At 68.3% G+C, this 23,522-nt stretch carries 21 protein-coding genes; 13 read left to right on the forward strand and 8 right to left on the reverse strand.

Annotated features, from left to right (window positions below; all coding sequences use genetic code 11):
• Positions 1-123: 123 nt before the first annotated feature.
• The 3 genes from sdhC to KO481_RS00340 are packed head-to-tail and all read left to right on the forward strand — an operon-like array spanning position 124 to position 3,698.
• The gene (gene sdhC, locus KO481_RS00330) at positions 124-948 is read left to right on the forward strand and encodes a succinate dehydrogenase subunit SdhC (RefSeq protein ID WP_215915832.1); all 825 of its coding nucleotides are present in this window, start codon (positions 124-126) and stop codon (positions 946-948) included.
• Positions 949-1,008: 60 nt separating this feature from the next.
• Positions 1,009-2,949 (forward strand): fumarate reductase/succinate dehydrogenase flavoprotein subunit, encoded by a 1,941-nt coding sequence (locus tag KO481_RS00335; protein ID WP_215914915.1) that lies wholly within the window; start codon positions 1,009-1,011, stop codon positions 2,947-2,949.
• Between the two features lie 2 nt (positions 2,950-2,951).
• Positions 2,952-3,698 (forward strand): succinate dehydrogenase/fumarate reductase iron-sulfur subunit, encoded by a 747-nt coding sequence (locus KO481_RS00340; protein WP_215914916.1) that lies wholly within the window; start codon positions 2,952-2,954, stop codon positions 3,696-3,698.
• Positions 3,699-3,821: 123 nt separating this feature from the next.
• Here KO481_RS00340 and KO481_RS00345 read toward each other — a convergent pair whose 3' ends face one another.
• From KO481_RS00345 to KO481_RS00355, 3 genes are all read right to left on the reverse strand, one after another.
• On the reverse strand, positions 3,822-4,016 hold the full coding sequence (locus tag KO481_RS00345) for a hypothetical protein (protein WP_215914917.1): 195 nt from the start codon (positions 4,014-4,016) through the stop codon (positions 3,822-3,824).
• Positions 4,017-4,185: 169 nt separating this feature from the next.
• Entirely contained in the window at positions 4,186-4,389 is a 204-nt protein-coding gene (locus KO481_RS00350) for a DUF397 domain-containing protein (protein WP_215914918.1), read from the reverse strand.
• 50 nt (positions 4,390-4,439) lie between these two features.
• Complete coding sequence (locus KO481_RS00355) at positions 4,440-5,348, reverse strand: helix-turn-helix domain-containing protein (RefSeq protein WP_215914919.1); 909 nt, start codon at positions 5,346-5,348, stop codon at positions 4,440-4,442.
• Positions 5,349-5,675: 327 nt separating this feature from the next.
• Between KO481_RS00355 and KO481_RS00360 the strand changes: the two genes are divergently transcribed.
• From KO481_RS00360 to KO481_RS00395, 8 genes are all read left to right on the forward strand, one after another.
• Complete coding sequence (locus KO481_RS00360) at positions 5,676-5,990, forward strand: hypothetical protein (RefSeq protein WP_215914920.1); 315 nt, start codon at positions 5,676-5,678, stop codon at positions 5,988-5,990.
• Positions 5,981-6,184 carry a hypothetical protein gene (locus KO481_RS00365; protein WP_308166186.1) on the forward strand — a complete coding sequence of 68 codons (204 nt, stop codon included), beginning with the start codon at positions 5,981-5,983 and terminating at the stop codon, positions 6,182-6,184. Before KO481_RS00360 ends, KO481_RS00365 begins: the two co-directional genes overlap by 10 nt.
• 83 nt (positions 6,185-6,267) lie before the next feature.
• The gene (locus KO481_RS00370; RefSeq protein ID WP_215914921.1) at positions 6,268-6,558 is read left to right on the forward strand and encodes a hypothetical protein; all 291 of its coding nucleotides are present in this window, start codon (positions 6,268-6,270) and stop codon (positions 6,556-6,558) included.
• A gap of 228 nt (positions 6,559-6,786) precedes the next feature.
• The gene (locus KO481_RS00375; protein WP_215914922.1) at positions 6,787-9,027 is read left to right on the forward strand and encodes a hypothetical protein; all 2,241 of its coding nucleotides are present in this window, start codon (positions 6,787-6,789) and stop codon (positions 9,025-9,027) included.
• A gap of 87 nt (positions 9,028-9,114) precedes the next feature.
• A complete protein-coding gene (locus KO481_RS00380; protein WP_215914923.1) occupies positions 9,115-9,867 on the forward strand; it encodes an SDR family oxidoreductase in 753 nt (250 codons plus the stop codon).
• A 419-nt stretch (positions 9,868-10,286) separates the two neighbouring features.
• A complete protein-coding gene (locus tag KO481_RS00385; RefSeq protein WP_215915834.1) occupies positions 10,287-11,138 on the forward strand; it encodes a carbohydrate ABC transporter permease in 852 nt (283 codons plus the stop codon).
• 46 nt (positions 11,139-11,184) lie between these two features.
• Complete coding sequence (locus KO481_RS00390) at positions 11,185-12,009, forward strand: carbohydrate ABC transporter permease (protein ID WP_372451913.1); 825 nt, start codon at positions 11,185-11,187, stop codon at positions 12,007-12,009.
• Positions 12,006-13,280 (forward strand): ABC transporter substrate-binding protein, encoded by a 1,275-nt coding sequence (locus KO481_RS00395; RefSeq protein ID WP_215914925.1) that lies wholly within the window; start codon positions 12,006-12,008, stop codon positions 13,278-13,280. The genes KO481_RS00390 and KO481_RS00395 overlap by 4 nt, the downstream gene beginning before the upstream one ends.
• A gap of 5 nt (positions 13,281-13,285) precedes the next feature.
• Here KO481_RS00395 and KO481_RS00400 read toward each other — a convergent pair whose 3' ends face one another.
• Together KO481_RS00400 and KO481_RS00405 are read right to left on the reverse strand one after the other, a co-directional pair.
• On the reverse strand, positions 13,286-14,209 hold the full coding sequence (locus KO481_RS00400) for a DNA-3-methyladenine glycosylase family protein (protein ID WP_215914926.1): 924 nt from the start codon (positions 14,207-14,209) through the stop codon (positions 13,286-13,288).
• 363 nt (positions 14,210-14,572) lie between these two features.
• Complete coding sequence (locus tag KO481_RS00405) at positions 14,573-17,347, reverse strand: FAD-binding and (Fe-S)-binding domain-containing protein (protein WP_215914927.1); 2,775 nt, start codon at positions 17,345-17,347, stop codon at positions 14,573-14,575.
• A gap of 240 nt (positions 17,348-17,587) precedes the next feature.
• Between KO481_RS00405 and KO481_RS00410 the strand changes: the two genes are divergently transcribed.
• Positions 17,588-17,974, forward strand: coding sequence for a hypothetical protein (locus tag KO481_RS00410; RefSeq protein WP_215914928.1), 387 nt, complete (start codon positions 17,588-17,590; stop codon positions 17,972-17,974).
• A gap of 6 nt (positions 17,975-17,980) precedes the next feature.
• Here the strand turns inward: KO481_RS00410 and KO481_RS00415 are convergent, their stop codons facing one another.
• Complete coding sequence (locus KO481_RS00415; RefSeq protein ID WP_215914929.1) at positions 17,981-18,880, reverse strand: NADP-dependent oxidoreductase; 900 nt, start codon at positions 18,878-18,880, stop codon at positions 17,981-17,983.
• Positions 18,881-19,237: 357 nt separating this feature from the next.
• On the opposite strand from KO481_RS00415, the gene KO481_RS00420 reads away from it, so the two are divergent.
• Positions 19,238-21,124: an ABC transporter ATP-binding protein gene (locus tag KO481_RS00420; RefSeq protein ID WP_215914930.1), complete on the forward strand. Its 1,887-nt coding sequence runs from the start codon at positions 19,238-19,240 to the stop codon at positions 21,122-21,124.
• A 60-nt stretch (positions 21,125-21,184) separates the two neighbouring features.
• Here the strand turns inward: KO481_RS00420 and KO481_RS00425 are convergent, their stop codons facing one another.
• Entirely contained in the window at positions 21,185-22,078 is an 894-nt protein-coding gene (locus KO481_RS00425) for an RpnC/YadD family protein (protein ID WP_215914931.1), read from the reverse strand.
• A gap of 404 nt (positions 22,079-22,482) precedes the next feature.
• On the reverse strand, positions 22,483-23,478 hold the full coding sequence (locus tag KO481_RS00430; protein ID WP_215914932.1) for an acrylyl-CoA reductase family protein: 996 nt from the start codon (positions 23,476-23,478) through the stop codon (positions 22,483-22,485).
• Positions 23,479-23,522: the final 44 nt, after the last annotated feature.

Genomic DNA, 23,522 nt, shown 5'->3' on the forward strand with positions numbered 1-23,522 from the left:
ATTCCTGAGACCCGTGACAGGCGATAGCACAGGTGCCGTATGGTGCTCAGCATCACATTCGATGCCGGAGGTAACGATGACGTTCCACGGGGTAGATCAGCGAGGCATTCTGCTGTGAGCGAACTGGCAACACGTTCAGCTACCGATTCGGGCACGGGAGTCTTCAGCCGGGGCCGGGCACGAATCGCGGACCGCACACTGCGCACCGACCGTTGGTGGGTACCCCCGCTGGCGACGGTGCTCGGGCTGGCCGCATTCGTCATATACGCAACGGTCAGAGCCTTTGTGCGAACGGCCTATTGGGTCCCGGACTACCACTATCTGACGCCGTTCTATTCGCCGTGCATCAGCACCTCGTGCGCGCCGGGCGCCAGCCACTTCGGCCACTGGGTGGGCGCGCTGCCGAGCTGGATTCCGCTCGGCTTCCTGGCCCTGCCGTTCCTGCTGCTGTTCCGGTTGACCTGCTACTACTACCGCAAGGCCTACTACCGCTCGGTGTGGTTCTCCCCGCCGGCCTGCGCGGTGGCCGAGCCGCACGCGAAATACACCGGCGAGACCAAACTTCCGCTGATCATCCAGAACGCGCACCGCTACTTCTTCTACATCGCGGTCATCGTCTCGCTGGTCAACACCTACGACGCGATCATGGCCTTCCACGGCAAGACCGGCGGATTCGGCTTCGGGCTGGGCAACATCATCCTGGTGGCCAACGTGATTCTGCTGTGGGCCTACACGCTCTCGTGCCACTCCTGCCGGCACATCGCGGGCGGGCGCCTGAAGCACTTCTCCGCGCATCCGGTGCGGTACTGGTTCTGGACCCAGGTGTCCAAGCTGAACACTCGTCACATGACGCTGGCGTGGACCACGCTGGGCACCCTCGCGCTGACCGACTTCTACGTCATGCTCGTGGCCAGCGGCACCCTCACGGACCTCCGGTTCGTCAACTGATCGCCGCAGTGGTCCCCTCACCATCCCCAAATCCCTGCCCTTACAGGAGTATTCGGTTCCATGCCTGAAGTCGAACGGCACAAGTACGACGTCGTGGTGATCGGTGCCGGCGGCGCCGGACTGCGCGCGGTGATCGAGGCGCGCGAACACGGCCTGTCAGTCGCGGTGGTGTGCAAGTCGCTGTTCGGCAAGGCGCACACCGTCATGGCCGAGGGCGGCTGCGCGGCGTCCATGGGCAACGCCAACGAGAAGGACAACTGGCAAACGCATTTCAAGGACACGATGCGTGGCGGGAAGTTCCTGAACAACTGGCGGATGGCCGAGCTGCACGCCCTCGAGGCCCCCGACCGGGTCTGGGAGCTGGAAACCTATGGGGCGCTGTTCGATCGGACGGCAGACGGGCGAATCAGCCAGCGCAACTTCGGCGGCCACACCTATCCCCGCCTGGCGCACGTCGGCGACCGCACCGGCCTCGAGATCATCCGCACCATGCAGCAGAAGATCGTCTCGCTGCAGCAGGAGGATTTCGCGGCCACCGGCGACTACGAGTCGCGCATCAAGGTTTTCGCCGAATGCACCATCTCCGACCTGATCAAGGACGGCGACCGGATCGCCGGGGCCTTCGGGTACTGGCGCGAATCGGGCAACTTCATCCTGTTCGAGACCCCTGCGGTGGTGCTGGCGACGGGCGGAATCGGCAAGTCCTACAAGGTGACCTCCAATTCCTGGGAGTACACCGGCGACGGGCACGCGCTGGCGCTGCGGGCCGGGGCGACGCTGATCAACATGGAGTTCCTGCAGTTCCATCCGACCGGAATGGTCTGGCCGCCGAGCGTGAAGGGCATCCTGGTCACCGAGGGTGTGCGCGGCGACGGTGGGGTGCTGAAGAACACCGAGGGTAGGCGGTTCATGTTCGACTACATTCCCGCGGTCTTCAAGGGGCAGTACGCCGAGACCGAGGAGGAGGCCGATCAGTGGTTGCGCGACAACGATTCCGCGCGCCGCACCCCGGACCTGCTCCCGCGTGACGAGGTGGCTCGCGCCATCAACGAGGAGGTCAAGGCGGGCCGCGGCACCCCGCACGGCGGCGTCTACCTCGATATCGCCTCCCGGCTGCCCGCCGAGGAGATCCTCAGGCGGCTGCCCTCGATGCACCATCAGTTCAAAGAGCTTGCGGACGTGGACATCACGAGCGAGCCGATGGAGGTCGGGCCGACCTGCCACTACGTCATGGGCGGTATCGAGGTGGACCCGGACACCGGGGCCGCGGCGGTGCCCGGATTGTTCGCTGCCGGTGAATGTTCCGGCGGCATGCACGGATCCAACCGGCTCGGCGGCAACTCGCTGTCGGACCTGCTGGTCTTCGGCCGCCGCGCGGGCCTGGGCGCGGCCTCCTACGTCGAGGGGCTCGCCGATCGTCCCGCGGTGTCCGAGGCCGATATCGAGATGGCCGAGAAAACCGCGCTGGCGCCGTTCGATCCGCCCGCCGACGGCGAGGCCGAGAACCCGTACACCCTGCACTCCGACATGCAGCAGACCATGAACGATCTGGTCGGCATCATCCGCAAGGAACACGAGCTGCAGGAGGCCATCCAGAAGCTCGGCGAGCTGCGCGAGCGCTTCGACCACGTCACCGTGCAAGGCAAGCGGGCGTTCAACCCGGGCTGGCACCTGGCGCTGGATCTGCGAAACATGTTGCTGGTCAGCGAATGTGTGGCCCACGCGGCGCTGCTGCGCACCGAGAGCCGGGGCGGGCACACCCGCGACGATCATCCGAAGATGGACGCGGACTGGCGCAATACGCTGCTGGTCTGCCGGGTCGATCCGGACGGGGTGGGCCAGACCGTGCCCGCGGTCACCGTCACCAACGAGCCGCAGCAGCCGATGCGCGAGGAGCTGCTCGCGCTATTCGACCTCGGCGAACTCGAGAAGTATTACACCCCTGCAGAACTCGCCGATCATCCGGCAGTAGCTGAATCCTCCGTGAAAGGGGATGCGTAGCAATGGGTTACGACGCCCAATTCCGAGTATGGCGCGGCGACACCGAGGGTGGCGCCCTGGCGGACTTCACCGTCGAGGTGAACGAGGGCGAGGTCGTGCTCGACATCATCCACCGTCTGCAGGCCACCCAGGCGCCCGATCTGGCCGTGCGCTGGAACTGCAAGGCGGGCAAGTGCGGATCCTGCTCGGCCGAGGTCAACGGCCGCCCGCGGCTGCTGTGCATGACGCGCATGTCCACCTTCACCCGGGAGGAGGTCGTGACGGTGACCCCGATGCGCACCTTCCCGGTGATCCGCGATCTGGTGACCGACGTGTCGTTCAACTATCAGAAGGCCCGGGAGATCCCGTCGTTCACCCCACCGGCCGACCTGAAGCCCGGCGACTACCGGATGCAGCAGGTCGACGTGGAGCGGTCGCAGGAGTTCCGCAAGTGCATCGAGTGCTTCCTGTGCCAGAACACCTGTCACGTGGTGCGCGATCACGACGACAACAAGGCCGCCTTCTCGGGCCCGCGGTATCTGATGCGGGTCGCGGAGCTGGAAATGCACCCGCTGGATGTGGCCGATCGTCGTGATATGGCGCAGGACGAATTCGGTCTGGGCCTCTGCAATATCACCAAGTGCTGCACCGAGGTGTGCCCGGAACATATCAAGATCACCGACAACGCCCTGATTCCGATGAAGGAACGGGTCGCCGACCGGAAATACGATCCGATCGTCTGGCTGGGCAACAAGCTCTTCCGGCGGTAGCCGGACACCACACTGCCCCGTCCCGATGTTCGATCGGGACGGGGCAGTGTGGTGTTCGGTGGGAATGCTCTACGGCAGGGCCCTGGCCTGGGAATCAGCCTCGCGGCGTGGGCCCGCGGCGGGCTAGAGCTGGGTGACAACCCCGACGGCCACGCCCGCGACGAGCAGGCCGATGAGCAACGCCGAAAACACCGCCCCGGTCAGTGTGTACACACCGCCGGCCGATACCGCGAACAGCATTCCCACAATCAGGCGTTCCACCCAATCGCCGGGCAACGGCTTGCGGTACCGCGGAGTATTTTTCAGCCCTCGGTCCACATATAGGGTTTACCCATAACAGACATTGGCAAACATGGTTTCGTTGCACAACGGCCACCGTTTCGTGATCATCACCGCCACTCGGCCGAACAGCGAATATTCGGCCACGCAGATGGCACCTACCGGGCGGGTCCGCGCCCGGATGCCGGACCCGCCCAGCGTGCGGCGATCAGCGGTCGAAGCGCCCGCCGCACACCGCCGAGGTGAACGCCGCCCAGTCGTCCGGGCCGAAGATCAGCGCCGGACCGCCCGGATTCTTGCTGTCCCGGATGCCGACCCGCCCGGTGCCTAGAAAGGCGACCTCAACGCACTCCTTGCCCGCGCCGCTACGACTGCTCTTGAACCACCGAGCGCCGTCCAGCTCTCTGCTCATCGTCTCGTCCTTTCCGGCGCGAGCGCGGTTCGCACAGCGCGGGACCCCACTCATGCCATGTATTCCTTCGCGATCTGCCGAAGCAGTTGCCTGCTGCTGTCAACATCCAACGCGCTGCGCTGCAGAGCCTCGTGCGCCTGTCGATACCGACACACGTCGGCTTTCCTCTCGAGATACAGGTCTCCGGTGAAACCCTCCACGTACACCACGGGAGGCTCCACCGGCTGCCCCTTGCTGTCGGTACCGAACTCGAGAATTACGAACGGGCCGGGCGAAAGCCCCAGGGGGACACCGGCTGCGAAGGGCAAGATGCGCAGCGTGACATTGTCCCGAGTACTGATGTCGGCCAAGTGCCGAAGCTGCGCCGCCATCACCCTTGCACTTCCGACGACGCGGCGCAACACGGACTCGTCCAGCACCACGTTCAGGGTTGCCGGGTGATTTCTGCGAGTTATCAAGGCCTGCCGCTGAAGTCGCAGCTGGACCCGCCGCTCCAGCTCCGCCTCGGTGTCCCCGGGATAGCCCAGGCTGTTCAGCGCACGGGCGTATTCGGCGATCTGCAGCAGGCCCGGAACCAGTTCGGACTGGTGGGAGGTCAGGCACTGCGCCGATGCCTCCAAACCCACGAAGACATCGAAGTTTTCGGGGATCAGGTCACCGTAGGCGTGCCACCAGCTCTTCACCGCGGCCTGCTGGGCTAGGCCCTTGAGTCCCTCGGCGAATTCCTCCGGGATGCCGTAGATGCGGCAAAGTTCCTGAATGTCTATGGTGCGTATGCGATCTGCCTGTCCCTTCTCCAGGCGCTGCAGCGTGCTTGCGCCCCACTCCATCAGCCGCGCCGCCTCCGCGATGGTCTGACCGGACTGAGTTCGCCAGTCCCGCAGATGTCTTCCGAGCTGGCGTCTCGGCACGGTCGACGACGAGGTGTTGTCCGCACTCGTTTCGGAACTTTCAGGCACAGCACACTCCGTTCCATTCGGATGCCGCCGGCATCAAGCACTGGCCGGGGGAGAGTGGAGCCCCCTTGCGCGCTCCCCGCCCCGGCCTCCGTCGCATCGACAGGGGGCCTCTCGTCCACTATGGAGAATCTTCCTCCCCCAGATGGATTCGCTGCTGGACATTCGCCCGAATTCGCCATGGATATCCAATCCGGGCGCGTCCCTACGGCGATTGGCGGATGCTGGATGTGTGCTCGGAGTTAACATCTCTGGTACACGCGCTCTGTGGACGGCGCGATCTCGAAACCTCCGGGCACCATCAGGATTCGCACGCAGGAACGAGGAGTCATGGCAGTACACGTCATCGGGTCGTCGTTGATGACCAGCGACCGCACCCCCCACAGGGCCCGCAGCGTCGGGCAGGAGGGCTGGGTGGTCTCGTATCTGCCCGGCCGGACCCTGACCTGTGCACAGGCGGTGGCCGCATTGCAGGTTGCCGAAGCGGTGCCCCCACTGCTCGATTCGGTCGGGGGTCTGGCGACCAAGGTGGGACTGACGCTCCTGGAAGCACTCGGCATGGCGATCCATCAGCAGCCCTGGGACGACCAGCCGCCACCGCGACGACGCGGACAACAACGCGAGGGGGCCCTGTCGTGCAGCTGACCAACCTGAACATGCCCGTGGCGGGACTACTACGTTGCGGGGTCGATCCGGGCATCATGACCGTCGAACAGGCCCACGCCGCAATGCAATTGCACCTGGAGTGCTCGGTCGACCTGTGCCGGGTGCGCCGCCGAGCCCGCGCCGTCCTGGTCGAAGAGGGCCGCTGCGTACTCGACGAGCGGGCGCTGCCGTGAACACCCCGCTGGTCAGAGGGGCCGGTAGGCCGTCGGCGTCGGCGAAGCCCGCGGGGTGGGCGGACACGGGGCACCGAAAGGTGGTGCGGCTGCTCCCTCCTCCCAGCCGCACCACCGCCCGGCGGGCCGACGCGCCCGCGCGGCACACTCCCGCTCCCGGGCGGAAGGGCGCGCTGTTGTACCTGGCCGCGCCCGCGGCCCGCAGGCCGACCCGCCACTGCGCTCCGGTGCCTCGCACGCTGTTCCGGGGCCGCCCGGCGCATGCGCCGCTGAACGGCTACGACCGTTTCCTGTTCTGGGTTGCGGTTTCAATGCTGCGATTACGCACGGCGATCGTCGGCGAGCGGCTCCTGTCCGAGCACTGCGCGCAATAGCGGCCGAGGCAGATCCGCCGGGCGGAAAGGGGTTGACGCCCGGCGGGCCGGGCAGCGCCGAATCACCGCGCCTACCAGGGCCGACACGGTGAAGATTCACCGCCACCCGCGGACCGGCGACGTGCACCGCGATTCGGATCGGATATCGCTCCTGCGCCCTGGCACCTATTCTCTTCGGTAGGGGGCGGGTCCGTTGCACTAGGTTCCTGCTCGAGTGAGAGGAACCGCATGACTCGCCGCAACCAGTCCGACGCCGAGGGATGGGCACCCCCGGGCGGTCCGTGGCCGGTTACCGAGTCGCAGACTCGCGGCGTGCAGGCCCCTACCGCACAGGATCTGCACTGGCAGCCCGTGGATCGGCCCGTCCAGGCGCCCGCCGCGGATCCCTGGGACACCGTATTGAACAGTCCGATGCGGGCGCCCGCCGCGGAGCCGTGGGAAGATCGGCGTCCGGACGAGCGCTACGTCAACGGACAGCGCCCTGCATCCGCCGCGCGAAACGGGCTCCCTACCAACGGACACGCTCTCGGTCTACCCGATCCGATATCGGACGGGGGCTATTCCAATGGACAGGCCGTCCGGAACGCGCCGTCCACGAATGATGTCTACCCCACCGCGCAGACTCGCCGATTACCGGCCTCCCCTACGGAAGCCGGCCACACCAACGGGCACGCCCCCCGGCTGGCTGCGTCGCCATCGGAAATCAACGGCGCCAACGGACATGCGCCCCGATTACCGGCATCCCCATCAGATGCCAACTTCGCCAACGGACGTGCCACCCGACTACCCGCGTCACCCTCGGAAACCAACTACAACAACGGAGAGACTTCTCGGCTACCCGCGTCTCCGTCGGAAGGCAACCGCGCCAACGGACATGCGCCCCGGCTACCGGCTTCGCCATCGGAAGCCAGCTACGCCAACGGGAACGCTCCCCGACTGCCCGCCTCGCCGTCGGAAGCCAACTACGCCAACGGTCGGACAGCCCGGCTCTCTCCTGCCCCGTCGGAAGTCGGCTACGCCAACGGACATACAGCCCGCCTGTCCCCGACGGAAGCCGACTACGGCAACGGTTACACCGCGCGACTGTCCTCCTCATCGGATGCCGGCTATACCAACGGATATTCGGCCCGGCTGTCCCAGTCGGAAGACGACAGCAACCGGTATACCGCCCGCCCGTCTTCCTCCCCTTCTGAAGCCGGATACGCCAACGGCCAGGTCGGCCGGGCGCCGGACGACTGGTCCGGTAACGGACAGGCGCTTCGACTGCCCGAGCCGACCACGAACTATGCCAACGGACAGTCCCACCGACCACCAACCGACCGCGGCTACCCCAACGGAGAGCCGGTCCGGCCGACCGCACCCGCACCCGACCGTGACCACATCAACGGACAGTCCACCCGACTACCCGCACCGGACCGCGGGCACCCCGGTGGACAGCCGATCCGCTCGTCCGCACCGGCCCCGGACTACGACGACATACAAACGCACCGACTACCGGCCGCCATGGCGGAACCGGTCTCCAACAGCGGACACCAGACACACCGCTCGACTCCCGCGATAGAGAAGGTCTATGACACCGGACAATCCCGCCGAAACCCGGTTTCCGAGCTCGAAGAGTCCTACGACAGTGCGGCAGACGAGCCGGCGGCTCCCGCGGCGGAACAGCCGTACGACACCGGCGCGCACCGGCAGGTGGTCGAGGTGACCGAAAGGCTGTACGACACCGGACAATCCCGCCGGCGCGCGGCCGCCGAGGAGGAGGCATACGAGACCGGCACCGTGCGGCGGCGCCCGCACGCGTCCGAGGAGGACGAGTCGTACGAGTCGAGGAGCCGCCGGCGGTCCGGGCGGGTGCGGGTCGAGGTGCCGCCGATCGTCAATCCGTATTCGATCGTGGCGCTGGTCGGCGCGCTGCTGGGATTGTTCCCGGTGGCGATCGTGTTCGGGCTCATCTCCTTCGGCCATCCGCGCGGCCGCATCATGGCACTGTTCGCGATGATGATGGGCGTCGCGGAGGTGATGGTCGTCGGCGGGCTGCTGGTCATGTCCGGATTCACGGTGCCGCACAACCCGTTCCATACGCAGGCGGCCTCGGATACCACCACGGTCGCGCCGGCGACGCAGAGCGCCGCGCTCGCACCGTCGACCGCGCCGGTCACCGCCGCACCGGTCACCACGACCCCGACGGCCGCATCCAGCAGCGCGCCGGTCGGCGTCGTCCAGGGCGAGACGTGCACCGCCGCACAGGCCGCACTCATCGGCACCGCGGCCGACAGCAGCACCCTGCTGTGCCTGCAGGGCAACGGCGGTTACCGCTGGACCGGGCCGTACAACGTCTCGACCGCCGTATACACCAACGGCACCGCCTGCACCCCGGCCACCGACAAGAGCGCGCGGACCTCCGACGGCCGCGCCCTGGTCTGCCAGGGCAGCGGCCACAGCGCCGTCTGGACGCTGTGGACCTCGTGAGTTCCCCGGTTGTGAACTGATACCTACTCTCCGGTTCGTATGCTGCTCAGTGGACTGGCCCACAGCAGACGACAGGAGCACACCACCATGGCCGACAAAGTTGCCGTAGTTTCCGGAGCCGCCCGCGGGATCGGCGCCGCGGTCGCCAAGCGCCTGGCCGCCGACGGGCTGGCCGTGGGCGTGCTCGACCTCGATGCGGCGCACTGTGCCGACACCGTCGCGGCCATCACCGATGCGGGCGGGAAGGCGGTGGCGCTGGGCGCGGACGTGTCCAACGAGGCCTCGGTGGCCGCGGCCGTCGAGGAACTGGCCGGCTCGCTGGGCGGGCCGACCGTGGTGGTCAACAACGCGGGCATCCTGCGCGACAATCTGCTGTTCAAAATGAGCGTCGACGACTGGGACGCGGTGATGGGCGTGCACCTGCGCGGCGCCTTCCTGCTCACCCGCGCGGTGCAGTCCTACATGGTGGAGGCGAAGTGGGGCCGCATCGTGAACCTGTCGAGCACCTCGGCGCTGGGCAACCGCGGGCAGGCCAACTACTCCGCGGCCAAGGCGGGCATGCAGGGATTCACCAAAACCCTCGCGTTCGAACTGGGTAAGTTCGGCGTCACCGCCAATGCCATCGCCCCGGGCTTCATCGTCACCGATATGACCGCCGCGACCGCCGCGCGGGTTGGCGTCGGATTCGAGGACTTCCAGAAGGCCGCCGCCGCTCAGATCCCGGTCCAGCGGGTCGGACGTCCCGAGGATATCGCGCACACGGCATCGTTCCTGGTGAGCGAGGGCGCGGGCTTCGTCTCGGGGCAGGTCATCTACGTCGCGGGCGGGCCCACCAACTGATCCGCCGTCCCTCCGCTCGCGGTCTCGGCCGCCTGGATGACCTACAGGTACGCCGGCGGCCAGGTCCGGATTCTCCGACGGGGAAGCCGCACCGGGGTAGATCGCATCGGGCGGGCTGAAGTCGACCGGCAGCACTGCGCGCGCAGTCACCCGCCGTGCGATCGATCCTCACCCGCTGATCGGCGGAAATCGATGACCGATCGGGAGGATGTCGACGTGCGCCCCATCGGGTCGCGCCCCGGGATCGACCAACAGCGATGTCCGAGGCGCCAATTCAGCGAGAGCGGGACAGACCGCGTGCGGCTCACCAATCGCGGCGATGTGCACCGTCAGCGCGAGGCACACAACACGCCTCGCCGACGGTGGTAAGCGAGCGCGGCGGTGCACGGGTAGGTTCGCACGGTGTGAACCGACGTGAGATGCGTCGTGCGCTGACAAGTTATGCGCTGCTGCTGCCGAGCCTGGTCGGGGTCGGCTGCTTTCTGCTGCTGCCGATCGCGGTCGTGGCCTGGCTGAGCCTGCACAGCTGGAATCTGCTGGGGCCCATGCGGTTCGTGGGCCTGCGCAATTGGCGTGCGGTACTGGGTGATCGGGATTTCGGGCATGCGCTGCTGGTGACGCTGGCGCTGGCGGTCATCGTGGTGCCGGTGCAGACCGTGCTCGGCTTCGCCGTCGCCGCGCCACTGGCCCGGCGGCGCGGCGGGACGGCGCTGCGGGTGGTCTTCGCGCTGCCGTGGATGTGCGCGCCGGTCGCGGTGGGCGTGGTGTGGCAGTGGCTCTTCGCGCCGACCGGCGGTGCGATCGATGCGCTGCTGGGGCGCCGGATCGAGTGGCTGTCCGATCCGGCCCTGGCGCTGCCCTCGGTTGCCGCGGTGAGCATCTGGTCGAATTTCGGCTATGTGGCGCTGTTCTTCGTGGCCGGGCTGCGGGCCATTCCGCAGGAGATCCTGGACGCGGGCGCGCTGGACGGGGCGAGCGGGTGGCGGCGGATCCGCTGGGTGCTGCTGCCGCTGCTGCGACCGACCATGTTCTTCGTCCTGGTCACAGGGGTTCTCACCGCATTCCAGACCTTCGATTCGGTGTATGCGCTGACCCGGGGCGGGCCCGGGAACCACACCGATGTGGTGGCGATGCGGATCTTTTCCGAGGCCTTCGACGCGGCGCGGCCGGGGCGGGCGGCGGTGATGGCGATCGTGGTGTTCGTGGTGATGTTCGCGATCACGGTGGCGCAGCACCGGTACTTCCGGAATCGGACCGCGTATGAGTTCTGAGACCGCGCCCGGTTCGGTGCGTGAGTATCGCGGCCGCTCCGAACGAATCACCGCCCCAGGCCTTTTCCGCACCGGCGCGGTATATCTGCTGCTCTTGTGCGGCGCGTTGCTCACGGTGGCGCCACTCGTGCTCAGCGCGCTCACCGCGATCAAGACACCCGGGCAGTTCGCGAACGAGTCCGCGCTGGCTCTGCCGGATCCGCCGACCTGGGAAAACTTCTCGACGGTGCTGCAGCATGGACTCGGCCGGGCGGTACTGGTCACCGCGCTGATGACGGTATTCATCACCGGGGGACAGCTGTTCACCTCGATCCTGGCCGCATACGCGTTCGCCCGCACCGAATTTCCCGGCCGCGAGGCGCTGTTCTGGGTCTATCTCGGCACCATGATGGTGCCCTCGATGGTCACCCTCATCCCGCTGTACCTGATGTTCGCGAAGCTGCACTGGCTGAATACGTTCTGGGCGTTGATTCTTCCGTTCGTACTGGCCTCGCCATACGCAATCTTCCTGCTGCGCCAGTACTTCCGCGGGATCCCGGAGGAATTGCTCGGCGCCGCACGGCTGGACGGTGCGAACACGCTGGACATCCTCGTCCACGTGATGGTCCCGATGAGCCGCCCGATCCTCGCCACGCTCGCGCTGATAACCATCGTGTCGCAGTGGAACAACTTCATGTGGCCGCTGGTGGCCTCGAGCGGGGACACCTGGCGGGTGCTGACCGTCTCCACCGCGAGCCTGCAGACCCGGTACAACGCCCAGTGGACCCTGGTGATGGCCGCGACCACGCTGGCGATCGTGCCGCTGGTGCTGCTGTTCGTGGTGTTCCAGCGACAGGTGCTGCGGTCGATCGCGTGGACGGGGCTGAAATGAAGACCTCGACACGAGTCGTCCTGGGCCTGGCGCTCAGCGTCGCACTGCTCGTCGCGGCCGCGTTGTGGCTCGGGCACAGCGGCGACGGATCGGGCCGCACGGTGCTGCGCATGCGGATCTGGGATCAGAGTTTCGTTCCCGCGTACCGGGCCTCGCTCGATGCCTTCCAGCGCGCGAATCCGGACGTGGAAGTGCGGATCACGGTGGTGCCGTGGGCCAACTACCAGGAGAAGCTGCGGCTGGACGTGGCCGGGGGCACCGCCGACGACGTGTACTGGTCGAACCTGTACGAGGACTACGCCGACGCGGGCCGGCTCATGGACATCGGCGCGCTGCTGGGCCCGAATGCCGCGCGGGCCTGGGATCCGGCCGCCGTGGCGCAGTACACCCGCCGCGGAAAGCTCTGGGCGGTACCGCAATTCGTGGACGGCGGCACGGCGGTGTACTACAACCGGGACCTGCTCGCGGCCGCACACGTCGACCCGGACGAATTGTCCACGCTGCGCTGGGGTCCCGCGGCGCAGGACACCTTCACCCCGCTGCTGCGGCGGCTGGCGGCCGTTGCGCTGTGGCCGTACAACGCCGCCAACGATTTCCAGTCGATCGTGCTGCCGTTCCTGGGTTCGGCCGGTGGGCGTCTACAGGGACCGGACCAGCGATTCGTCTTCGACAACCCCGAGGGTGCCCAGGCCTTCGACTATCTGGTCCGGCTGATCGCCGAGCACCTATCGCCTTCGGCGGCCGACACCAACGACAACACCGATTTCACCAGAAATGCCTTCCTGCAGGGGAAGCTGGCGCTGTTCCAGTCCGGGACGTACAACCTCGCGCAGATCGCCCAGCAGGCGAAGTTCGCGTGGGGAGTGGCGATGATCCCGCAGGGTCCGGCAGGGCGGGTCAGCACCGACAACGCGATCGGCGTCGTGGCCAGTGCCGCGACGCCACACCCCGAGGCGGTCCGTCGGCTGCTGGCCTGGCTCGGCGGCGCGCAGAGTCAGGCCTACCTCGCCCGGGACGGCGCGAGCATTCCCGCCGTCGTCGCCGACCAGGGCATCTATCGAGATTACTGGGCCCACAAAGGAATCGATGTCTCGCCCTTCTTCGATGTGCTGCGCGGTCCCCGCATCCCCAGCGGCGGCGGACCGGGGTTCCCGGCCGCCTTCGACGTGCTCACCCAGGGCCTGTCGGAGATGTTTCTGGGCCGGATCCCGGTGCCCGAAGCCCTGTCTCGCACCGAGGCCGCCGCGAACGCGGCGATGGATCAGCGCTAGCCCGGTCAGATGCGGGTGATGTCGACCAGCGGGGTGCGGGGGCCGAACTTGGGCTTGTGCGCCTGACCGGAGATCTCCAGCAGCCGCACGGCCCGGTAGCGGTGCGGGCGAAGGGGTTCGAGATATTCGACCATCGCGTCGTCGTCGATCGGGTGGCCCAGCAGGGTCCAGCCGATGGTCGCGGCCAGATGGAAATCGCCGACCGACAGGGCATCCGAGTCGCCGAGGGCACGCTGGGCGGTCTCCGCGGCGGTCCACACGCCGATGCCCGGAACCGTACGCAGGCGCTGGGCGGCGGCGGCGGGATCCATCGTCGCGGCCTGTTCGAGCTTGTCGGCCATCCGCGCGGCCAGCACGATGGTCCGAGAGCGCTGTGGATCGACATTGGCGCGGTGGTAGTCCCAAGACGGGATGCGCCGCCAGGTCTGCGCATGCGGCGGCACCCGCATCGGGACGGGGGTGGGGCCCGGGGCCGGATCGCCGAATTTCCACACCAGCCGGCGCCACGACGCCCGCGCGGACGCGGTGTGCACGCGCTGTTCGAGGACCGCGGGCGCCAGCGCCTCGAAGATCAGGCCGGTGCGCAGCATCCGCAGGCCCGGGTGGCGCCGGTGCGCCTCGGCGATCTTCGGATGCGCCGGGGCGAAGTCCGCGACGTCCTCGTCGAGGCAGAGCATCCCCGGCAGCCGGTCGACCAGTTCCGCCGCACCCGGGCCCCAGGCCTGAGCCGTCACCGCCCGGGGCCCGGCCTGGGCCAGTCGGTAGGTGACCGGGCCGGTCGGCAGCCTCGAGGCCCGCCAGTGTGCCCCATCGCGCGCGACGGTATGACAGGGATCACCGTGGCCGCGCCGCAGCGGCGCAACGGTGTTGGCGAGATCGATCGGGCGCTCGGCGGTCACCGTCCGCGCGGCATCGATCCTCGTATCCACCGGGACATTGTGCGCCGGGCGCGGATCGGCCACGATGCCGCCCCGTCCGTCCCGGGATCCGCGGCGCCGGATCCTGCTCCCGGGGCGGGAAACCGGGATCCGCACCGTTGATCCGTCGACCAGTACCTTGTAACGCGTCCGCCGAACCGGACGATTTTCAGCCCGATTGAGCTAATCGGCAATCGATTGGCATACGCAATGGAGGGCTCGAATGATTACCAACCTGCTGAATGCGATCCTCAACATCATGGGCGGGATCTTCGCCGGCAGCTCCGGCTATCAGATCGCCCCGGGCACCCTGCCGTTCGGCAGCTGATTCCAAGCCCGTAAGCGCTTGCGCGACGGGCGCCTTCAGCGAAGGACTCAGTGCTCCAGCAGGAATTGGGCGAGATGTCGACCGGTGCGCCCGTCGAGCTGGACCGCCTGCGTACGACAGGAGAAACCGTCCGCGAGGAATTCGGCCCCCGTACCTGCCCTCCGCAGGGCCGGCAATAGTCCGTTTTCCGCAACCGCGACCGATACGTCGTAATGTCCGGATTGCATGCCGAAATTTCCGGCAAGTCCACAGCAACCAGCAATTTCGGTGATCTTCGCACCCGTTTGCTCGAGCAGTGCGCGGTCCGCGTCGTGACCCATGATCGCGTGCTGATGACAGTGCGGTTGGACGACGACGGTCCGCCCGCGGCGGTCCGGCGCACGCCAGGCCGGGTCCCCCGTCAGGAATTCGGCCAGCGTCCGCACCGCACGCGCGGTCGCCGCCGCCCGTGGATCGTCGGGCAGCAGCTCGGGCAGGTCGGAGCGCAGCGCGGCCGTGCACGAGGGCTCGAGCCCCACCACGACACCGCCGGCGCGCACATGGGCATCCAGCGCGGCCAGCGTGCCGCGCAGCCGCCGCCGCGCACCGTCGAGCTGTCCGGTGCTGATCCAGGTGAGCCCGCAGCACACCCGGCGTTCGGGAATCGTCACCCGGTGCCCGAGCGACTCGATGAGTTCCACCGCGGCCCAGGCGATCTCGGGGGCAAACGCATCGGTGAAACTGTCGATCCAGAGCATGATCCCGGGATCGTCGCCTGTCGTGGTATCAGCGCCCCGCTCGGCCCACATATGACGAAAGCTCTTGTCCGCCAATCGCGGCATCTCCCGGCGCGGGTCCATGCCCGCCAGCCGGAAGCCGGCGCGGCGGAGGGGGCCGATCGCGGCGACGGCGTTGGCCGCGCGCGGCGCCCGGACGCCCACGGCGAGCCAGCGCGGTAGCCAGCCCAGGGCGTAGTGGTCGATCGGGCGGAGGCGATGCCGGTAGCGGCGATGCAGGACCTCGGATTTGTAGGTGGCCATGTCGACCCCGGCGGGGCAGTCCGACGCGCATGCCTTGCAGGACAGGCACAGGTCCAGCGATTCCGCTACCTCGTCCGAGCGCCAATCCAGCGCGCCGCGTACCACCTCCTGCAGGACCCGCGCGCGTCCGCGGGTGCTGTCCTTCTCATCGGCGGTGGCCAGGTACGACGGGCACATGAAACCGCCCGTGGCGCGGGAATCGGCGCGGCACTTGCCGATTCCGACGCAGCGATGCACTGCCGCGCCGATATCGCCGTCGGCGGGATAGGCGAATCCGCCCGCCGCGGGCGCGGGGCGCAGGCCCACCAGCCGCAGGTCGGCATCGATTGCCTTGGGGCGCACCAGAACTCCCGGGTTCAGCACGTCGTCCGGATCGAACAGGGCCTTGAATCCGGCGAAGGCGTCCAGGGCCGCCGGGGAATACATGCGCGAGAGCAGTTCCGAGCGAGCCCGGCCGTCGCCGTGCTCGCCGGACAGCGAGCCGCCGTGACGTACCACCTGATCCGCGGCATCCTCGAGGAATCTCCGGAACCGCTGCGGCGCATCGGCTATCGGCAGATCAAGCCGGACATGAATGCATCCGTCGCCGACGTGGCCGTACATCAGTCCGTCGACGCCGTGCGCGCGCATCAGCTCCTCGAACTCGCGCAGGTAGGCTCCGAGATGCTCGGGCGGCACCGCGGCGTCCTCCCAGCCCGGCCAGGCCGGATGTCCCTCGGGGGTGCGCCCGGCCAGGCCCACGCCGTCCGCCCGGATCCGCCACAGCCCCGCCGCCACACCGGAATCGGTGATGATCCGGGAATCCAGTGCGTGCGCGGTGCGGCACAGCGCGACCGCCCGGTCGAATGCCTCGTCCGCGGTGTCACCGGGCAACTCGACGAACAGCCACCCGCGTCCCTTCGGCAGGTCCGGGACCGTTCCCCGGTGCGCCCGGACAACGTCCACCAACCGGGCGTCGATCCCCTCGACCGCCGTGGGCCCGCTCGCCACCACCGCCTTGACATCGTCTGCGGCCGTGGGCATATCGGGGTATCCGAGCACCACGAGCACGGTGTTGCGGTGTACCGGCACCAGCTCGACCGTCGCCTCCAGCAGCAGCCCGCAGGTGCCCTCGGAACCGGCGAAGGCACCGGCCGCCGAGGGATTGCGTTCGGGCAGTAGCCGTTCGAGACCGTATCCGGAACCCTGGCGGTCGAAGCGGCCCAGTTCGGTGCGGATGACAGCGAGGTGCGCGTGGGTGAACTCCGTCAGCCCGGGCACCGACTCCAGGCCCGCGCCGAGCACCCGCTCGGCGCCGATTCCGTCGAGTATGCGCAGCTCGCGCACGGTGTCGGAAGTGCGGCCCCACGCCATTGCGCGCGGTCCACACGCGTTGTTTCCGATCATGCCGCCCAGCGTGCATCGATTCTGGGTGGATGGATCGGGTCCGAAGCGCAGCCCGTGCACCGCGGCCTCGCGCTGCAACTGTGCCAGCACCACTCCCGGCTGAACTCGTGCGCAACGGTTTTCGGGATCGATGCCCAGCACCGCGGACATGTGCCTGCTGAAGTCGATCACGACACCGGGCCCGATCGCGTTGCCCGCCACCGACGTTCCCGCACCGCGCGCGGTGACGGACACCCCCGCCTCGCGCGCCGCGGCCAGCGTCGCCGCCACATCGGCGTCACCGCGCGGGAATACGACCGCGGTGGGCAGCACCCGGTAGTTCGAGGCGTCCGAGGCGTACTCGGCACGACGTCGCAAACCACTGTCGATCTCGCCGTCGATCCCGTTCCGCAACGCCCGCAGCCACGTCTGGGTCATAGCGCCAGCCTATGCCGGGTAGGGGGAACCGGTTGCCGTCCTCGGCCATGCGGATCGGCCGGCCATCCCCGGATGGACGCGGCGACACCACCGCAAGCCGGTCGCCATCCCCGGCCATACGGACCGGCCGACCATCCCCCGACCGGCGGGACGCGCGGCGAGCCCACCCGACAGACCCGCATTCCCGCAGCTGACGGCGACACACTGCCGGGCCCCGCCGCCGCGCGTACCGTCGAGCGCATGCAGACCTCGACCGAGCGCATTCTGTCCATCGGACTTCATCCCTCCGCGCTCGACTACAGCAAGCTCCCCGGCCTCGACGAGGCGACCATGACGGCCCGGATCGAGGCGGGAAGCGGCGCGCTGCGGGAGGCGGGCTTCGACGCGGTGCCCTGCTACCTCGGCAACGATCCGGACGAGGCCGAGCGGCAGGTCCGAAAGGCCCTGGCGGACGGGCCGTTCGGGCTGGTGATGATCGGCGCCGGACTCCGCGCGAACGTTGCCTATACGCTGCTGTTCGAACGCATCCTGAACGTCGTCGTCGAAGCGTCGCCCGGCATCCGGTTCTGCTTCAACACCTCACCGGAGACCACCGTGGACGCGCTGCGTCGCGGACTGGGTGCATAGCCCGAATCAGCTCGGCAGCAGCACGATCTTGCCCAGGCCGTGGCCGGTCTCGCTCTCGCGCTGCGCCGCGGCGGCCTCGGCCAGCGGATAGGTGCGGGCGGGGCCGGTCAGCTGGAATTCGCCGGCGGCAACCCGCTGCGCGACCTTCTCGACCTCCTGCAGTGCCGGGCCCTCGGTCCGGGAATAGAACCGCACGCCCTTTTCCGCGGCGTCGCCGTCGGCGATGGTGATGACGCCGTCGGTGCTGCCGCGCAATTCGATTGCGGCATCGAGGAATCCGTGCCCCGCGCAGTCGAAGACCGCGTCGATGCCCCGGGGCGCCAGGGCGCGAACCCGCTCGACCACGCCCTCGCCGTAGGTCGTCGGGGCCGCGCCGAGCCGGGCCACCACCGCCTGATTCGCGGCCGAGGCGGTCCCGATCACCTCGATGCCCGCGGCCCGGGCCAGCTGCACGGCCATCGCGCCGACCGCACCCGACGCCCCGTTCACCAGCAGGGTCTGGCCGGACTCGAGGCCGAGCACCTCCAGGCCGCCGCTCGCGGTGTTGGCCGCGACGGGAATCGCGACGGCATCGGGAAACGACAGCCCGGCGGGTTTGGCCGCCAGCCGCTCGGCGAGGGCGTAGTCGGCGTAGCCGCCGTTCTTCGGCCAGCCCATGACCTCGTCGCCGACTCGCCACGGGGCCTCGGGGCCGACGGCGTCGACCACCCCGGCGATCTCGAAACCAGCCACGCGCGGGAGCTCCTGCGGGCCCATGAACCCCTGCCGGGTCTTCCAATCCGCGGGATTCACCCCCGCCGCGCGCACAGCCACCCGCACCTGTGCTCCCGTGGGCTCGGGCAGCGGTAACTCGACGAGCCGCAGTACCTCGGGGCCCCCGACTGTCTCGTACTGGATCGCATGCATGGCACCGAGCCTAGAACGCCCTCGCGCAGCAACCGGTCAGACGCGCACAGGCGTCCATGAAACCGGGGGCGTCCAGGCGTGATCGCGAGTCCGGGCCGCAGCGCCGGACGCTCGTGCCGTCGTCGAGCCGATGGATTCGATCCGCAGCGGTGCGACCGCGGCCGGACCCGGGTCGATGTCCGACAACTCCACGGGCGCCGGGCGCGGCGTGGGCTCGGCACCCTCATGTGGTCTCGTCCAGGGCAATTTCGCCGGACGCGAACGAGATCCGCCACGGAAAGACTTGTCCTCAACCATTGTTCAGGTCTTAGTGTCGGTGCACCGGAGTTCAATGGGCCGGGAGTGAAGGGACTGAGGATGACTATCGAATCGGTGGCGTGGAGCCAGCTGTATCGGCAGGCCAACGCGCCGCAGGAGCGGCGCTCGTTCCGGCGCGCCACCGCATGGCGGATTCTGCGGTTCGCGCGACCGCACCGGGCCCTCCTGATCGGATTCCTCATATTCAGCGTGGTCTCGGCGCTGCTCGAGGTGGCCAATCCGGTGCTGGCGGGGCGGGTGGTCAACGACATCGTCGGGCATTCCGCGCCGCGCTCGGTCGTCACGCTGGCGATCGTCATCGGCCTGGTCGCGGTGCTGGACAACGGCCTGGGGATCCTGATCCGGTGGCTGTCCGCGCGCATCGGCGAGGGCCTGATCCTGGATCTGCGCACGGCGGTCTTCGACCATGTGCAGCGGATGCCGATCGCGTTCTTCACCCGCACTCGCACCGGGGCGCTGGTGAGCCGGCTGAACAACGATGTGATCGGTGCGCAGCGCGCGTTCAGCACGACGCTGTCCGGCGTGGTCACCAATATCGTCACGCTGCTGCTCACGGTCGTGGTGATGGTCCGGCTGTCCTGGCAGATCACCCTGCTGTCGCTGATCCTGTTGCCGCTGTTCATGATTCCGGCGCGGCGCATGGGCACGCGGATCGCGGGCATCCAGCGCGAGGGCGCGCAGCTCAATGCCGCGATGAGCACGCAGATGACCGAGCGCTTCTCCGCACCCGGCGCGACCCTGGTCAAGCTGTTCGGGCGGCCGAGGCAGGAGTCGGCGGAGTTCGCGCTGCGGGCCGGGCGCGTACGCGATATCGGCGTGCGCACCGCGATGCTGCAGACCGTCTTCGTGACCGCGCTGACGCTGGTCTCGGCGCTGGCGGTGGCACTGGTGTACGGCCTGGGCGGCTGGTTCGCCCTGCACGGGCGGCTCGACGCGGGTTCGGTGGTGGCGCTGTCGCTGCTGCTGACCAGGCTGTATGCCCCCCTCACCGCGCTGGCCAGCGCCCGGGTCGACCTGATGTCGGCGCTGGTGAGCTTCGAGCGGGTCTTCGAGGTGCTGGACCTGAAGCCGCTGATCGAGGACGCGCCCGACGCGGGTTCGGTTCCGGCGGGCCCGGTCTCGGTGGAGTTCGACGAGGTCCGCTTCGGCTATCCGTCCGCGGACAAGGTCTCGCTGGCCTCGCTGGAGGATGTCGCCACCCTCGACACCCGCGGCGGCACCGAGGTGCTGCACGGCATCTCGCTGCACGCCCAGCCCGGCCAGGTGATCGCGCTCGTCGGCTCGTCGGGAGCCGGTAAATCGACCATCGCGCAGCTGGTTTCGCGCCTGTACGACGTGGATGCCGGTGCGGTACGGCTCAACGGCGTCGACGTGCGCGAACTCACCGGGAGCTCGATCCAGGACACCGTCGGCCTGGTCACCCAGGACGGCCACCTGTTCCACGACACCATCCGCGCCAACCTGCTGCTGGCACGCCCCGAGGCCACCGACGAGGAGCTGTGGGACGCCCTGGGCCAGGCCAGGTTGCGAGATCTGATCGACTCCCTGCCCGACCGGCTGGACACCATGGTCGGCGAGCGCGGCTACCGCCTTTCGGGCGGCGAGCGCCAGCGCCTGACCATCGCCCGCCTGCTGCTCAAGCAGCCGCGTGTCGTGATCCTCGACGAGGCCACCGCCTCTCTGGATTCCACCTCCGAGGCCGCGGTCCAGGAGGCGCTGACGGCCGCCCTCGAGGGCCGCACCGCGCTGGTGATCGCCCACCGCCTGTCCACCATCCGCAATGCCGATCAGATCCTGGTCCTGGAGGACGGCCGGATCATCGAACGCGGCACCCACACCGAACTTCTCGCCGCCGGCGGGCGCTACGAGGAGCTGTACCGCACCCAGTTCGCCGGGGAGACCGAAAACGTCGCGGCATGGGCATGAATGAGTCTCGCAACGAACAGATCGCGGGAGGAAGGCCCCCGCGATCCGTTCGCTTGACGGTCACTCGAAGAGCTCGTCCGCCGAGTCGATGATGTCGACCTTGTCTGCCCAGCGCTCGATCTGTTCGCGGTCGGTACAGGCCATGATCCGAGCCTCGACGTCTTCAGTAACAGTAATCCCGCGCTTTCCCAAGAACCTGAGTAACATCCGGGCTTCGCCCTGAGCGCGCCCCTCTTGGCGCCCCTCTTGGCGCCCCTTCTCGCGCCCCTCCTCGACATACTTGCGGGCAAGGTTGCTTTGGTACTCGTATGTCGTTGCCATGAGCTCCTCCAAACGGCGCTGACCGGCGCGGGACAGCACGGCAGTTACCAGGTCAGTGTACAGAAGTCCGCGGTCGGTATCGGTCTTGCTCAGGCCCGCCAACAGGGCGTTGAGCACGGCATCCGCGTTGGGACCATCGCCGTGGGCCATGCCCGAGAGCACCGCCCGCTCGGGCTCGGCGATGGCCTCGGCGGGATCGGTCAGCTCCGGGATCAATTCGGGTCCCAGCACGAGCGGGCGTAGCACCAGTCCGGGATGACCCAGCTCTATCGGAAGACGGCACAGCCTGGCGATGGGAGCCCGGGGCGCAATGACCAGCAGATACGTCGGGCACTGCAGGCGCGCCCGGAGGGTTGCGACATACACCGGCCAGGCAAAGTGCCGGGTCTTGTCGCGCCCCAACTGCACCTCCACCGAGATACCGGCCACGGCCTTTCCGGATCGATCGTTCAATGCCAGCGCTACATCGCCCCGGAACTCCTTCGGACCGGTATCGGTGAAATCGCACGGCTCGGCATGGATTCTTTTGTATTCGGGTAACGACACCCCGAACGTCTGCTCCAAAAACCATGTCGCCAGCTCGGGTCGCGACTTGAATATATCGACCAAACCTTCATGAAGGAGTGTTGGCATGGCCGCGACCGTACACGCTCACGAAAGCGATTGCCAGTCAATGACATTAGACTCAACCGTCGCCATATCCGCACCCTTTCCAGATCGGAAGGTGCGGTTTGATAGTCCTCGCCAGGACACTCGCGTAAATGAGAGTTCGCCCATTGAACTAATTGATAAATTGCCGAGTGCCTCCTCGCTGCCGAGCGCGGAGTGTGCGATATAACCGACGGACCCGGAGGCAGCATCCTCGTGGTCACGACCAATCATTTCCGCCCCGGCAATTGGTTCCATACCCCGGCGCCACCGGTGCTCCCGGCGGACGTTGCCGCGACGATCCGGCTGGCGCTGGCCCGGGGGGTGGGGACCCGCCACCGACGGATCCCCCTTCCACCTGGACTTACGCGAGAGGTCCGGACAGTGACTCAGAACTCCCCGGCAACTCCCAGCACCGTGCGGCCGGAATGCTTGCCCTCGCGGATCGCGCGCAGCACGGTGTCCGCCTCGGTGATCGGCGCGTAGTTCTCGAGCTCCGAAAGGTGTTGCGGTTTAAGGTCGTTGCCCAGGCGGGTCCACAGCGCGCGGCGCCGGGCGATGGGGTAGTTGACCGAATCGATGCCGATCAGGGCGACGCCGCGCAGGATGAACGGCAGCACGGTGGTGGGCAGTTCGGAGCCGCCGGTGAGCCCGCTGATCGCGGCCGCGCCGCCGTATTCGATCGTGCTGAGCACATGGGCCAGGGACTTGCCGCCGACGCTGTCGACCGCGCTCGCCCACACCGCCTTGCCAAGGGGGCGCGGCTTGGCATCGGGATCCTCGGGCAGGCGGCCGATCACCGACTTCGCGCCGAGGGCCGCGAGCTGCTCGCCCGCGTCGGTCTTGCCGGTCGAGGCGACCACCTCGAAGCCCAGGCCCGCGAGGATGTCGACCGCGACGCTGCCGACACCGCCGGTCGCACCGGTCACCAGCACCGGACCCGAGCCCGGCGTCAGACCTCGCTCCAGCAGCGCCTGCACGCTCATGGCGGCGGTGAATCCGGCCGTGCCCAGGGCGGCGGCCTCGCGGGTGCTCAGACCGTCCAGCTTCACCACCCACTCGGCCGGGACCCGCGCCAGTTCGGCGAATCCGCCGTGATGCGAGACGCCGATCTCGTAGCCGTGCGCGATCACCGCGTCGCCGGGGGCGAAATCCGCACTCTCGGACGCGACCACTTCACCGGCGATATCGATGCCCGGGATGATCGGATAGTTGCGCACCACCCCGCCGCGCGGCGTAATCGCCAGCCCGTCCTTGAAGTTCGCACTGGAATAGTGCACCTTGATCGTCACCGTGCCCGGCCCGAGGAAGTCGTCGCCGACCTCCTCGCGCACCAGCGCCACGCCGTTGTCCGTCTCGTGTGCCACCATCGCCCAGAACGCCATGGGTCCGAGCATATGCGCGAGGTACCCGCCGGGCGAGCGACCCG

The sequence above is a fragment of the Nocardia albiluteola genome, assembly GCF_018860155.1.
In the GTDB taxonomy this organism is placed as follows: domain Bacteria; phylum Actinomycetota; class Actinomycetes; order Mycobacteriales; family Mycobacteriaceae; genus Nocardia; species Nocardia albiluteola.

Bases quoted from the DNA above. Each gene is read 5' to 3' on its own strand.
- KO481_RS00395 (WP_215914925.1), top strand. From the start codon at position 12,006: ATGAAGACCTCGACACGAGTCGTCCTGGGCCTGGCGCTCAGCGTCGCA.
- KO481_RS00430 (WP_215914932.1), bottom strand. From the start codon at position 23,478: ATGGCGTTCTGGGCGATGGTGGCACACGAGACGGACAACGGCGTGGCG.
- KO481_RS00385 (WP_215915834.1), top strand. From the start codon at position 10,287: ATGCGTCGTGCGCTGACAAGTTATGCGCTGCTGCTGCCGAGCCTGGTC.
- KO481_RS00405 (WP_215914927.1), bottom strand. From the start codon at position 17,347: ATGACCCAGACGTGGCTGCGGGCGTTGCGGAACGGGATCGACGGCGAG.
- KO481_RS00340 (WP_215914916.1), top strand. From the start codon at position 2,952: ATGGGTTACGACGCCCAATTCCGAGTATGGCGCGGCGACACCGAGGGT.
- KO481_RS00380 (WP_215914923.1), top strand. From the start codon at position 9,115: ATGGCCGACAAAGTTGCCGTAGTTTCCGGAGCCGCCCGCGGGATCGGC.
- KO481_RS00420 (WP_215914930.1), top strand. From the start codon at position 19,238: ATGACTATCGAATCGGTGGCGTGGAGCCAGCTGTATCGGCAGGCCAAC.
- KO481_RS00335 (WP_215914915.1), top strand. From the start codon at position 1,009: ATGCCTGAAGTCGAACGGCACAAGTACGACGTCGTGGTGATCGGTGCC.
- KO481_RS00415 (WP_215914929.1), bottom strand. From the start codon at position 18,880: ATGCATGCGATCCAGTACGAGACAGTCGGGGGCCCCGAGGTACTGCGG.
- KO481_RS00360 (WP_215914920.1), top strand. From the start codon at position 5,676: ATGGCAGTACACGTCATCGGGTCGTCGTTGATGACCAGCGACCGCACC.
- KO481_RS00350 (WP_215914918.1), bottom strand. From the start codon at position 4,389: ATGAGCAGAGAGCTGGACGGCGCTCGGTGGTTCAAGAGCAGTCGTAGC.
- KO481_RS00375 (WP_215914922.1), top strand. From the start codon at position 6,787: ATGACTCGCCGCAACCAGTCCGACGCCGAGGGATGGGCACCCCCGGGC.
- KO481_RS00410 (WP_215914928.1), top strand. From the start codon at position 17,588: ATGCAGACCTCGACCGAGCGCATTCTGTCCATCGGACTTCATCCCTCC.
- KO481_RS00425 (WP_215914931.1), bottom strand. From the start codon at position 22,078: ATGCCAACACTCCTTCATGAAGGTTTGGTCGATATATTCAAGTCGCGA.